The sequence below is a fragment of the Cellulomonas pasadenensis genome, from assembly GCF_047229365.1.
Lineage (GTDB): Bacteria > Actinomycetota > Actinomycetes > Actinomycetales > Cellulomonadaceae > Cellulomonas.
The window spans coordinates 1-11311 of sequence record NZ_JBFTEP010000117.1; the positions used below are offsets into that span (position 1 = coordinate 1).

Genomic DNA, 11311 nt, shown 5'->3' on the forward strand with positions numbered 1-11311 from the left:
GGGCGGGGCGGCGCGCCTCGGCGAGCCAGCGCAGCTGGGCGCGGCGCACTCCGGGCGTGAGGGCGTCCCACCCGGCCGCGGCGGCGGGCTCGGCGGCCAGCGCGTCGGCGAGGTCCGGCGCGACGACGCCCGCCTCGGCGTCGTCGTACATCGCCCACGTCCCGTCGGCGCGCGCGGCCGCGATCGCGGCGCGGCCGGCGTCCGTCATGCGTCCCGACGCCTCGACGCGGGCCAGCCGCTCCTTCGTCAGGCGTGACCAGCCGCTGCCGGGACGGCGCCGTGTGAACCACATCTCCGTCCGCTCGTCGTCGACCGTGCGCTGCGTCGCGTCGATCCAGCCGAACGCGAGCGCCTCCTCGACGAGCGGCTCGTAGTCGAGCACCGGCCGGCCCGACGACGGCTTCCAGCGCACGACCCACACGCCGGGGCTCGTCGTGTGGTGCTCGGTGAGCCAGGCGCGCCACGCCGCGGCGGACTCGACGAGCACGCGGTGGTCGCGGCCACCGCTCGCCGCCGCGTCGTCCCGCACCGGGTCCTCGTCCACCGCGTCGTCAGGCACCGCGTCGTCCGGCACCGCGTCGTCGGGCCGGGCCTCGTCAGACCGGGTCCGCGTCGTCGGCGACGACCGGCGCGGGCGTGCCCCGGCCGACGAGCGAGCTCCGGTAGGAGTAGACGAAGTAGATGACGACGCCGACCGCGAGCCACGCGAGGAACCGCAGCCAGGTCAGCGTGGTCAGGTTGAGCATCAGCCAGATGCACGCGAGGCCGGAGATGATCGGCAGCACCGGCGACCACGGCACGCGGAAGCCGCGCGTGAGGTCCGGCCGGGAGCGGCGCAGCAGCGGCACCGCGAAGCTGACCAGCACGAACGCCGACAGCGTGCCGATGTTGATCATCTCCTCGAGCAGCTCGACCTCGGACAGCCCGGCGATCAGCGCGATGACCACGCCCGCACCGATCTGCAGGCCCACCGGGGTCTTGAACCGCGGCGACGTCCTGGACAGCCCGCGCGGCAGCAGGCCGTCGCGGCTCATCGCGAAGATCACGCGCGTGAGGCCGAGCATGAGCACCATGAGGACGCTCGTCAGCCCGACGAGGATGCCGATCGAGATGACGCGCCCCGCCCAGTCGGCGCCGACGAGCACGAACGCGCTGGTCAGCGAGGGGCTGTCCACCTGTGCGAGCTCGGTGTAGCTCACCATGCCGGTGACGACGACGGTGACGAGCACGTAGAGGACCGTGACGAGGACCAGGCCGCCGAGGATGCCGCGCGGCACGGCGCGCTGCGGGTCCTTCGTCTCCTCCGCCGTGGTCGCGACGACGTCGAAGCCGATGAACGCGAAGAACACCAGCGCCGCACCGGAGAGGATGCCCATGACGCCGTACGTCGACGGCTCGAACCCGAGCAGGAAGCCGGTCAACGGCTGCTCGAGGCTGCTCGCCCCCGCGCCGGCGGGCTCGGACGGCGGCACGAACGGCGACCAGTTCTCCGCCTTGACGTAGAAGAAGCCGGCGACGATGACGAACAGCGTGATGCCGACCTTGAGGATGGTGAACACGCTGTTCACGCGCGTGCTCAGGCGCGTGCCGATGGCCAGCAGGGCCGTGAACAGGGCGACGATCAGCATCGGCGCCCACGCGACGTCGGCACCCGCGACGGTGAGCGTCGTCGGCACGTCCACACCCAGCAGGGCGAACGCGTCCGAGAGGTACACGCCCCAGAACTTCGCGATCACGGCGGACGCCAGCAGCATCTCGAGGATGAGGTCCCAGCCGATGATCCACGCGACCAGCTCGCCCATGGTGGCGTACGAGTACGTGTAGGCGGACCCCGCGACGGGCAGCGTCGACGCGAACTCGGCGTAGCACATGATCGCCAGGCCGCAGACGACGGAGGCGATGACGAACGACAGGATGACGCCCGGCCCCGCGTAGTTCGCGGCGGCCGTGGCGCCCACGGAGAAGATGCCCGCGCCGACGGCGACCGCGACACCGAGCACCGCGAGGTCCCAGGCGGTCAGCGACCGGCGCAGCTGCCGCTCCGGGTCGTCGATCGCCGCGAGCGAGTCCTCGACCGACTTGCGCCGCAGGATGCCGCGCGGCCCGGGTGCCGCCGTCCCCCGGCGTGCCGTGCCGTCGTGCGTCATGGTCGTCCCCCTCCGTGGTGCCGGCCGACGGCGCGCGTGACCGCGGACCTGCGGTCGCGACGTCGGCACCCGCGCACGAGCATGTCGGACCTCGCGGCGCAGGGCCAACCGGGTGGTCGTCCACCGGGACGGGGTCCGCTCGGGACGGGGCTGGGGTCGGCTCGACGGCCCGCCGGGCGCGCTCGCGGACGTCCCGGCAGCATGGCCGCATGACGCAGCAGCACGGGTCGCAGGAGGCGACGCAGGCAGGACAGGACGGGTCCGTGGGCACCCTCGACGAGCAGGACGTGGCGGGGCGCCCCGCCGGGAACCCCCGGTCGGCGCAGGACGGCCCCGACGACGCCCACCGGGCGCCGGACGGCGTGGACGCCGCGACGGTGGAGGCGGTCGGCGGCGTGACGGCGGCCCTCGAGGTCATCGAGCACGCGCGCGGCGTCCTCTACGAGTTCCACCGGCTCATCGGCCAGGGCGACATCGAGCTCGGCGAGGCGCTCGACAAGCTCGAGGCGGCCGGGCACGCCGAGCTCGCGGACCGCGTCCGCGCCGACGTCCTGGGGGCCAACGTGCTGGCCGGCCGGTGGACGTTCCAGATCGTCGAGGACTTCGACGCCGGCTACCACGCCCGGTTCCGCGAGGCGGAGCAGCGGCTGCGGGACGAGCTCATGGCCGGCCGCCGGCACGTCTACGAGGCCGGTCTCAAGGAGCAGAACCGCACGCACGGGCGCGCGGGGCACGAGGCGCTCCCGGAGGACGTGGGCGCGGGCCGCTGAGACGGCGGTCGCGCGCCGCGCGACGGCACCGGACCGCTTCCGCGACACGCTGCGAGGTCGTGGGCCGGGTGCGAGGTCGTGGGCCCGGACCCGCGACGTCGCACCGGTCCCGCGACCTCGCGCCGGTCCGCCGTGGCGTCGTCCCCAGGGGGCGGCGGGTCGGTGGCCGTGATGTCGGAGGTGTCCGGCATGCTCGGCGCCCGTGACCTCCCTGCTCGACGTCCTGCCCGACCGCCCGCGCCGCCGCGCCCGCCGCGCGCCCTGGGTGCTCGTGCTCGTCGTCGCGGCGGTGGTCGGGCTGGGCGGCCCGGTGTGGCTCGACGCCCGCGCCGCCGCGCGCTACCCGGTGACGGCCGCGGACGTCGAGACCGGGCGCACGCAGCTCGCGGCGCTCGCGGTGAAGGGCCGCGCACCCCGCACCGGGTACGAGCGCGAGGAGTTCGGCCAGGCGTGGGCGGACACCGACCGCAACGGCTGCGACACCCGCAACGACGTGCTCGCGCGCGACCTCGTCGACGTGCGCACGAAGCCGGGGACGCGGGACTGCGTCGTCCTGCGCGGCACGCTGCACGACGTCTACACGGGCACCACGATCGACTTCGAGCGCGGGCCGCACTCCTCCGAGGTGCAGGTCGACCACGTCGTCGCGCTCGCGGACGCGTGGCAGAAGGGCGCGCAGCAGTGGCCCGCCGAGCGGCGCCGCGAGTTCGCCAACGACCCTGCCAACCTGCAGGCCGTGCAGGGCCGCGCCAACCAGCAGAAGGGCGCCGGCGACGCCGCCACGTGGCTGCCGCCCGAGACGGGCTACCGGTGCGTGTACGCCCTGCGGCAGGTCGCGGTGAAGCACGCGTACGGGCTGTGGGTGACGCGCGCCGAACGGGACGCGCTCGCGCGGGAGATCGACCGGTGCGCGGTGGTGGGCTGACCCGCCGCGACGGCACCCGGCCTAGGCTCGACCGCACCGACGAGCGGAGGTGGACCGTGCGACGTCCCGAGATCCTGCTGGGTCCGACGACGAAGGGCTTCGTGCTCGACGAGCCGCTCACCGCCGCCGCGTACGTCGCGCAGGGGCACACGCTGTTCGACGGCAGCCTCGGCCGGCCCGTCATGACGCTCGACCGCGCCGCGCTCGACCACGACGTCGCGACCCTCGCGCGGTTCGCCACCGACCACGGCCTCGAGCTGGCCCCGCACGGCAAGACCACGATGTCGCCCGAGCTGTGGGCGCGCCAGCTCGACGCCGGCGCGTGGGGGATCACCGTCGCGACGCCGCACCAGGCACGCACGGCGCACGCGCTCGGCGTCCGGCGGCTGCTCGTCGCCAACGAGGTCGTCGACCCCGTCGCCCTGCGGTGGGCCGCGACGGCCGCCGCCGACCCGGACGCCGAGGTGCTGCTGTACGTGGACTCGGTGGCGGGGGTCCAGGCGGTGGAGGCCGCGCTCGCGGGCACGGACGCCGGGCCGGTGACCGTGCTGCTCGAGGTCGGGCACGCCGCCGGCCGCACCGGCGTGCGCACGCCCGAGGACGCCGTGGCGGTGGCCGAGCGCGCCGTCGCGTCCGACGCCGTCCGGCTCGTCGGCGTCAGCGGCTACGAGGGCGGCCTGCCCGACGACGCCCGCGTCCGCTCGTTCCTCGCCGGGCTCCGCGACACCGCGCACGACCTGGCCGACCGCGCGCTGCTGCCGCCCGACGGGATCGTGCTCTCGGCCGGCGGGTCGGCGTGGTTCGACGTCGTCGCCGACGTGCTGGGCCGCGACCCCGACGGCACCGGACCGCTGCCCGGGTACGGCACCCGCACGCTGCTGCGGTCGGGCTCGTACGTCACGCACGACCACGGCACGTACGCGCGCCGGACCCCGTACACGCGCGTCGCCGGCCACCTGCTGCCGGCCATCCGCGTGTGGGCGCAGGTGCTGTCGACACCCGAGCCCGGGCTCGCGCTGCTGGACGCGGGCAAGCGTGACGTCCCCTACGACGAGGGCCTGCCCGTGCCGCTGCGCCGCCACCGGCCCGGCGCCGACGCCGTCGACGTCCGCGGGTGGACGCTCACGCGCACCAACGACCAGCACGCGTACCTCGACCACGACCCGCCGCACGACCCGGACGCCGAGGACCCGACCGACCTCGCGGTCGGCGACGTCGTCGAGCTCGGCGTCTCGCACCCGTGCACCGCGTTCGACAAGTGGCGCGCGGTGCCGGTGCTCGACGCCGACCTGCGAGTCGTCGACGTCGTGAGCACCTGGTTCTGACGCGTGCGCGGCGCCGCCGGCCGGCGGGTCAGCCGGCGTCGTCGGCGGCGAGGATGCGCCGGAGCTCCGCGAGGTGGCGCTCGAGCGCGTGCCTCCCGTCGTCCGTGAGGCGCAGCCAGGTCTGCGTGCGCCCGTGGTGCCGCTCCTTGCGGCTGCTGACGTAGCCCGCGTCGACGAGGACCTTCAGGTGCTTGCTCACGACGTAGTCCTCCACGTCGAGCGCCTCCCGCACCGTCGGGAACGCCAGCGCGTCGACGCGGGCGAGCATGGCGCAGATCTGCAGGCGGTTGCGGGCGTGCACGACGTCGTCGAACCGCGGCTCGGGCGCGCTCACGGCGCGGGCGCGCGCGGTGCCGGGAACCGGCCGCGCCGGAGCCCGCGGTCGACGCGCACCTCGTAGAGGTACGTGCCGACGAAGGCCAGGGCGGCACCCACGAGCAGGGCCCACGGCAGCCCGGCCGCGGCCTGCAGGGTCCAGCACACGGCCAGCAGCGCGATCAGGACCAGGCTCGGCACCACCCACCCGTCGCGGTACCGGTCGACGGACGCGCCGGTCGACGCCTGCAGGGCCCGGAGCAGCGCCGCCGGCGCGGCCGCGGCGCAGAGGACGACCAGCAGCTCCCCGGTCGTCGCGCTGCCGAACGGGACGCTGCCGGTCGCCATGCCGATGCCGACGAACAGGCCGGCGACGGTGGCGCTCGCGGCGGTCTTGTACCACCAGGGCGTCACGAGCGACCTCGCGAGGCGCTGCACGGCGTGCTCGACGTCGCGCAGGCTCGCGTCGGCGGCCGCGTGAGGGTTCTCGCTGCTTGCCATGGCGGCAAGTGAACCCTGTCGGTTGCCGTCATGGCAAGAGGTGGGTGGGCGTGAGCCCACGGCCGCCGTCAGGACAGGTCGGCCGAGCGCCCCGCGACGACGTCGATCTCGACCTTGATGCCCGCGAGCACGGACCCGACGGTCGTGCGCGCCGGCTGCGGGTCGGGGAAGAACTCGGCGTAGGCGGCGTCGAACTCGGCCCAGTCGGCGAGGTCGGCCAGGTGCACGGTGGTCTTCACGACGTCGCGCAGGCCGAGCCCGGCGACGGCGAGCGTGGCCTCGACGTTGCGCAGGACCTGGCGCGTCTGGTCGGCGACCGACTCCGGGACCTCGCCCGTGCGCGGGTCCTGCGGGCCGAAGCCGGCGGTCCAGACGACGTCGCCGAGCCGGATGGCCTGCGAGTAGGCGCCGGCCGGGCGCGGGGCGTCGGGCGTGGAGATCTGCTGACGGGTCATCGGGGTCCTCCGGGGTCGGTTCGGTGGTCCCGGGTCCGCGTGCGTCGCGGTGTCGCTGGCGGTCCGCGGGGCAGGGACCACCACGTCGTCGGCGGTGCCCCGGGACCAGACTGCCGCCGGGCGGGCCGACGCGCCGGGCGGTGGGACGACGTGCGCGTCAGGCCGCGGGCGGCGTCGCCCGTGCCCGGCGCGCCACGGCCGACCCGGTCGCGATGCCCGTGAGCACGCCGAGCGAGATCGCGACCATCGTCGCGCCCGCGGTCACGACCGTGGTCAGCGCCTGCGCACCCTGGTCGAGCACCGACGTCACGCCGATCAGCCCCAGCGCACCGGGCACCAGCAGCCAGAAGCCCGGGAGGAAGCCGACGAGGGTCGGCGGGCCCGTCGGCCGGGTCGCGGCGAACATCGCGACGGCCGTCATGGCCAGCGCCCCGACGAACGCCGACGGGATGCCGCCGAGCAGCACCCCGCCGAGCACCTGACCGGCGTACGCGACGACGAGCACGAGCAGGATCCACGGCAGCGCCGTCCGGTGGGCGCCGTTGTGCAGCACCACGCCGCACCCGTAGACGAGCACCCCGACCCACGGCCCGGCCCAGCCGAGCGGGTGCACGGACGCGGCCCCGACCGCGGACGCGGGCACCCCCACGAGCGCCGCGGCGGCGGTGATGCCCAGCGCCAGCAGCACGAGCTGCATGCCGCCGGCGGCCAGCCGCGCGGAGCCGGCGATCATCTGGCGCGTGGCCAGGTCGATGGCGGCCGTGGTCAGCAGCGCACCGGGCAGGAACGTGACGAGCGGCGCGGCGAGCGGGGCCAGCGTGCCGATCTCGAGGCCCGTGCGGGACAGCGCGAACACGGCCGTCGAGACGAGGAACGCGCTGACCAGCACGAGCAGCGACTGGTACACCGCGGGCAGCCGAGCGCCCGCGACCTGGAGCCCCGCGACGCCCGCGCCGAGCGCGCCGGCGACGAGCACGTCGACGAGACCGCCGCCGAGGATCATCGCCAGGCCGGCGGCCGACGCGACGTACCCGGCGACCCGCGCGGGGCCGCCGTACAGCGGCGGTGCGTCGAGGGCGGCGCGCAGGCGCGCGGTGCCCTCGACCGGCCCGACGCGGCCCGCCTCGGCGTCGTCCGCGACGTGCAGCACGTCGGCCGCCTGGTGCAGCCGCAGCGTGCGCGCGCCCGCGCTCGACGCGACCGTCTGCGGTGCCGCGCTGCCGGGCACCGACACGACGAGCGCCGTCGGCAGGGCCACGACCGCCAGGCCGGGCAGGTCGTTGACGGCGGCGATCCGCTCGAGCGTCTGCTTGACCTGCACGACGGGGGCGCTCGCGTCGGTGAGCGCCTCGCCCATCGTGAGCAGGAAGCCCATCGTGGCGGCGGGGTCGGTGGGCGGGGCGGGGTCGGTCGGGCCACCGGACGCGCCCGGAGCCGCGGCTGCCGCGGCGGCACCGTTCGCGGCGGCGGCGGCCGGGGTCGGGGCGGTCGGCGGGTCGGACGGCACCGCGGGCAGGACGGCCGTCACGGCCTCGGCGGGCTCGTCGGTGTCGTCGTCGGCCCCCGTCGTGCGCTCCGGCCCGAGCGACGAGACGGACCCGGCGCCCGACGCGGTGCCGGTGGCGCCTGCCTCGGCGGTGGTCGCCGCCACGTCCTCCCCGGGGGCCGTCCCCGTCCCGCCCGCCCCGGCGGCCGCGCGACGGGTGCGCCGGTGCAGCAGCACGAGCGCCGCGGCGACGACCAGCAGGACCAGCGCGGCGGTGACGACGACCCCGAGGGGCAGGGTCGACGACGCGACGGCGGGCTCCCGCGACCACGGCACGACGGTCCCCGGCACGGACGCGGGCGGTGCGCTGGGCGGGGGTGTCACCACGGTGGTCGACGTGGGCGTCGGCACCGGCTCGGCGGTCGGCGTCGGGGTGGGCGTCGGCGTGGCGGCGGGTTCGGTGCCGGAGGTGGGTGCGGGCGTGCCGGTCGGCGTCGGGACGGCGGTCGTGGGCGCCGGTGTCGGCGACGTGGTGGGCGTCGGGCTCGGCGTGGGCGTGCCGGGTGCCGACGTGGTGGGCCCGGGGTCGTCCGGGACGGGCGGCACGTCGGCCCGGCGCGCGGGCGCCACGGGTGCGCTCATGGGGCGATCCTCTCCCGGGCGGCGGTCCGTGGCCCTCGCGGCTCGGGCCGGTCCGTCGGCGCGGGCGTCAGGCCGGCCAGGCCGCCAGCAGCCAGGCCCCGCCGACGACGAGCAGCGCGACGCCCACGAGCAGCAGGATCGCGACCCAGACGACCGCCGGCACGTGCGTCAGCCCGGCCAGCAGGCCCGCGTCGGACAGGTCACGGCCGCCCTGCCGCCGCACGCGACGGCGCTGCGACTGCATCTCCAGCACGGCGCGCGGCGCGCCGAGCAGGAAGAACCACGTCAGCGCGGCCGCGACGACCGTCTGCACGGCCGCCGGCGCCCAGCCCGTGACGCCCACGAGCACCGCGCCGCTGACCAGCACCGCCCACAGCCCGTACCAGTTGCGGATCTGGAGCAGCACGAGCGCGACCACCAGCAGCAGCAGCCACAGGACGCCGACGGCGTACCCGCGTGACAGCAGCCACGCGGCGGCGACGCCGAGCACCGCGGGCGCGGGGTAGCCGGCCGCCGCGGTCGCGACCATGCCGGGACCGCGCGGCTTGCCGCGCGACACCGTCAGGCCGGACGTGTCGGAGTGCACGCGGATGCCGCTGAGGCGTCGGCCCACCAGCACGGCGACCGCCGCGTGGCCGGCCTCGTGCACGATCGTCAGCCCGTGCCGCAGCAGGTGCCACGCGCCGGGCACCCACAGCGCGACGAGGACGACCGCGCCGACGACGGCGACCGAGGTGCGGGCCGGCGCGGGCTGCGGCGTCGTCAGCTGCTCCCACCACGCGCCGAGCTGCCCGGTGATGTCGGGGTCGGCGGGCGCGGCGTGCAGCGGCCACGCCGTCCCGGCGACGGTGCCGGTGCTCACGGCGCCTCCGGCAGGACGACGTCGGCGCCCTCGGCGGTGACGCGCACGCCGCCCGGCACCACGGACGCGGAGGTGAGGACGACGCCCTCGGGCAGGCCCTCGACGGGCACCTCGAGCCCGGTGACGCGGTCGCCGAGGCCGCCGGGCAGGTCGTCGAGGTCGAGGGTGCGCTCGCCGAGCGCCACGTCGGTGAGGTCGACGAGCAGGACACCGCCCTCCACGCGGGGGACCAGGCCGGCGGACAGCGCGAGCCCGAGCACCTCGCCACCGGCGCGCAGCACGCCCCCGTCGACCGTGAGGTCGACGGCGAGCCCGGCGCGGTCCGCGAGGACCCGTTCGAGCGACCCGGGCGGCAGCGTCGCGGCGAGCGTGGCGGCGCGGACGGTGTGCGGGGCGGTGAGGCCGACGCCCTGCGCGGTGACGCGGACGTCGGTGGCCTCGACGCCCTCGAGCGTGAGCCCGGTCGCGGCCGCGTCGACGTCGTCGAGCTCGCCCGCGAGCAGCTGGGTGAGGAACGGGAACCCGTGGATGGCCACCTCGGGCTCGCCGGTGACGGCGAGCTGCTGCGTGACGACCTCGCGCGCGCGGTCCTCGGCGACGCCGAGCGCGACGCGGTCGGCCACGACCGCACCGGTCCCGAGGACGACGAGCGTGACCACCGTGCCGACGACCGCTCTCCTGGCTCCCATGACCCTCCGTCCCTCGACGCCGCGCCCACCGTACGGGGCGGAGGAGCGCGGCGACCGGCCAATGGTGTGGCGTGGCTCACACGGTCGACCTAGGCTGGGTCGTGACCACGAGGGACGCGCGATGACCTGGGCACTCCTCCTGCTGACCGCCGTCGCACCGACGGTGCTGCTGACAGCCGTCTGGTCGCTGATCCCCTCGGCCGAGGAGCCGCCGCGCTGGCGCGTCGCCCTCGCCGAGCGGCTCGAGCGGACGGCGGCTCGGCTGCGCCGCGAGCGGCCCGCCGTGGAGGACCCGTTCCAGACGCTGCGCGTGCAGGAGCGGCTCGGCGTCGTGGCCGCGCACGTGCGCCGCCTCGAGGGGGACGACCGCATGTTCGCGCGGGCGGAGCGCATCATCGCGTCGCAGCTCGCGTACGACCAGCTGCTCGCCGAGGCGTGCCGCATGGCCGGTGTCGAGGTGCTGCCCGCCGCGAAGGGCGACCCGGCCGAGCGGTTCCGGGAGGAGATGGCGCTGGCCGAGCGCGGCTGGACGTGGTGAGCCGCCTCGCCCTCAGCCCGCCAGCACCGTGAGCGTGCTCGGGCCGCCGGGCGTGGGACGGATCTCGATGCGGTCGGCGACGGCCTGCTTGAGCGCCTCGACGTGCGAGACGACGCCGACGACCCGGCCGCCGGCGCGCAGCCGGGACAGCTCGCCGAGCACCTGGTCGAGCACGTGCGGGTCGAGCGCGCCGAAGCCCTCGTCGACGAAGAGCGTGCCGAGCTCGACGCCGCCGGCCTCGGCCGTGACCACGTCCGCCATGCCGAGCGCGAGGCACAGCGACACGTAGAACGTCTCGCCGCCCGAGAGGGTGCGCGGGTCGCGCGTCTGCTCGGTGCGGTGGTCGACCACCCGCATCGACAGCCCGGTGGTGCGCGTGCGCACGTCCTCCTTCTCGTCGCTGCGCGCGAGCTCGTACCGGCCGTCGGACATGACGCGCAGCCGGTCGTTGGCCGCGTCGACGACGTCCTCGAACCGGCGGGTCAGCACGTACGTCGCGAGGGACAGCGCGTGCGCGTTGTCGCTCGCGGTGCCGGCCGCGAGACCGGCCATCCGCGCCACGGGCGCGGCCTCGTCGGTGCGCCGCTCGAGCACCCGGGCGGCGGTGCGCGTCGTGCCGCCCGCGCGCGCGGCGGCGTCGGCCCGCTCCCGCGCGG

At 76.6% G+C, this 11311-nt stretch carries 13 protein-coding genes; 4 read left to right on the forward strand and 9 right to left on the reverse strand.

Features of this window, described 5'->3' with window-relative positions; genetic code table 11:
• Positions 1-559 (reverse strand): YdeI/OmpD-associated family protein (locus tag AB6N23_RS14455; protein ID WP_412866714.1); only part of this gene is annotated, 559 nt, incomplete at its 3' end.
• A gap of 37 nt (positions 560-596) precedes the next feature.
• Entirely contained in the window at positions 597-2147 is a 1551-nt protein-coding gene (locus AB6N23_RS14460) for an amino acid permease (protein WP_412866715.1), read from the reverse strand.
• A gap of 209 nt (positions 2148-2356) precedes the next feature.
• Here AB6N23_RS14460 and AB6N23_RS14465 point away from each other — a divergent pair, with 209 nt between their 5' ends.
• From AB6N23_RS14465 to AB6N23_RS14475, 3 genes are all read left to right on the forward strand, one after another.
• A complete protein-coding gene (locus AB6N23_RS14465; RefSeq protein WP_412866716.1) occupies positions 2357-2917 on the forward strand; it encodes a hypothetical protein in 561 nt (186 codons plus the stop codon).
• A 202-nt stretch (positions 2918-3119) separates the two neighbouring features.
• On the forward strand, positions 3120-3842 hold the full coding sequence (locus AB6N23_RS14470) for an HNH endonuclease family protein (RefSeq protein WP_412866717.1): 723 nt from the start codon (positions 3120-3122) through the stop codon (positions 3840-3842).
• A gap of 56 nt (positions 3843-3898) precedes the next feature.
• Complete coding sequence (locus tag AB6N23_RS14475; protein WP_412866718.1) at positions 3899-5167, forward strand: alanine racemase; 1269 nt, start codon at positions 3899-3901, stop codon at positions 5165-5167.
• Positions 5168-5195: 28 nt separating this feature from the next.
• On the opposite strand, the gene AB6N23_RS14480 is transcribed toward AB6N23_RS14475, so the two are convergent.
• From AB6N23_RS14480 to AB6N23_RS14505, 6 genes are all read right to left on the reverse strand, one after another.
• The gene (locus AB6N23_RS14480; RefSeq protein WP_412866719.1) at positions 5196-5501 is read right to left on the reverse strand and encodes a transcriptional regulator; all 306 of its coding nucleotides are present in this window, start codon (positions 5499-5501) and stop codon (positions 5196-5198) included.
• On the reverse strand, positions 5498-5983 hold the full coding sequence (locus AB6N23_RS14485) for a hypothetical protein (RefSeq protein ID WP_412866720.1): 486 nt from the start codon (positions 5981-5983) through the stop codon (positions 5498-5500). The genes AB6N23_RS14480 and AB6N23_RS14485 overlap by 4 nt, the downstream gene beginning before the upstream one ends.
• A gap of 68 nt (positions 5984-6051) precedes the next feature.
• The gene (locus AB6N23_RS14490) at positions 6052-6438 is read right to left on the reverse strand and encodes a RidA family protein (RefSeq protein WP_412866721.1); all 387 of its coding nucleotides are present in this window, start codon (positions 6436-6438) and stop codon (positions 6052-6054) included.
• Positions 6439-6595: 157 nt separating this feature from the next.
• On the reverse strand, positions 6596-8566 hold the full coding sequence (locus AB6N23_RS14495) for a threonine/serine exporter family protein (RefSeq protein ID WP_412866722.1): 1971 nt from the start codon (positions 8564-8566) through the stop codon (positions 6596-6598).
• Positions 8567-8633: 67 nt separating this feature from the next.
• Positions 8634-9428 (reverse strand): M50 family metallopeptidase, encoded by a 795-nt coding sequence (locus tag AB6N23_RS14500; protein ID WP_412866723.1) that lies wholly within the window; start codon positions 9426-9428, stop codon positions 8634-8636.
• Positions 9425-10117, reverse strand: coding sequence for an LmeA family phospholipid-binding protein (locus AB6N23_RS14505; RefSeq protein ID WP_412866724.1), 693 nt, complete (start codon positions 10115-10117; stop codon positions 9425-9427). The genes AB6N23_RS14500 and AB6N23_RS14505 overlap by 4 nt, the downstream gene beginning before the upstream one ends.
• Before the next feature lie 121 nt (positions 10118-10238).
• Here AB6N23_RS14505 and AB6N23_RS14510 point away from each other — a divergent pair, with 121 nt between their 5' ends.
• Positions 10239-10655: a hypothetical protein gene (locus tag AB6N23_RS14510; protein WP_412866725.1), complete on the forward strand. Its 417-nt coding sequence runs from the start codon at positions 10239-10241 to the stop codon at positions 10653-10655.
• A gap of 12 nt (positions 10656-10667) precedes the next feature.
• Here the strand turns inward: AB6N23_RS14510 and AB6N23_RS14515 are convergent.
• The coding region (locus AB6N23_RS14515) for an SbcC/MukB-like Walker B domain-containing protein (RefSeq protein ID WP_412866726.1) at positions 10668-11311 on the reverse strand (644 nt) is incomplete at its 5' end.

Excerpts from the sequence above, each read along its gene's own strand:
- AB6N23_RS14460 (WP_412866715.1), bottom strand. The coding sequence starts at position 2,147 with ATGACGCACGACGGCACGGCACGCCGGGGGACGGCGGCACCCGGGCCG.
- AB6N23_RS14465 (WP_412866716.1), top strand. The coding sequence starts at position 2,357 with ATGACGCAGCAGCACGGGTCGCAGGAGGCGACGCAGGCAGGACAGGAC.
- AB6N23_RS14485 (WP_412866720.1), bottom strand. The coding sequence starts at position 5,983 with ATGGCAAGCAGCGAGAACCCTCACGCGGCCGCCGACGCGAGCCTGCGC.
- AB6N23_RS14490 (WP_412866721.1), bottom strand. The coding sequence starts at position 6,438 with ATGACCCGTCAGCAGATCTCCACGCCCGACGCCCCGCGCCCGGCCGGC.
- AB6N23_RS14495 (WP_412866722.1), bottom strand. The coding sequence starts at position 8,566 with ATGAGCGCACCCGTGGCGCCCGCGCGCCGGGCCGACGTGCCGCCCGTC.
- AB6N23_RS14505 (WP_412866724.1), bottom strand. The coding sequence starts at position 10,117 with ATGGGAGCCAGGAGAGCGGTCGTCGGCACGGTGGTCACGCTCGTCGTC.
- AB6N23_RS14510 (WP_412866725.1), top strand. The coding sequence starts at position 10,239 with ATGACCTGGGCACTCCTCCTGCTGACCGCCGTCGCACCGACGGTGCTG.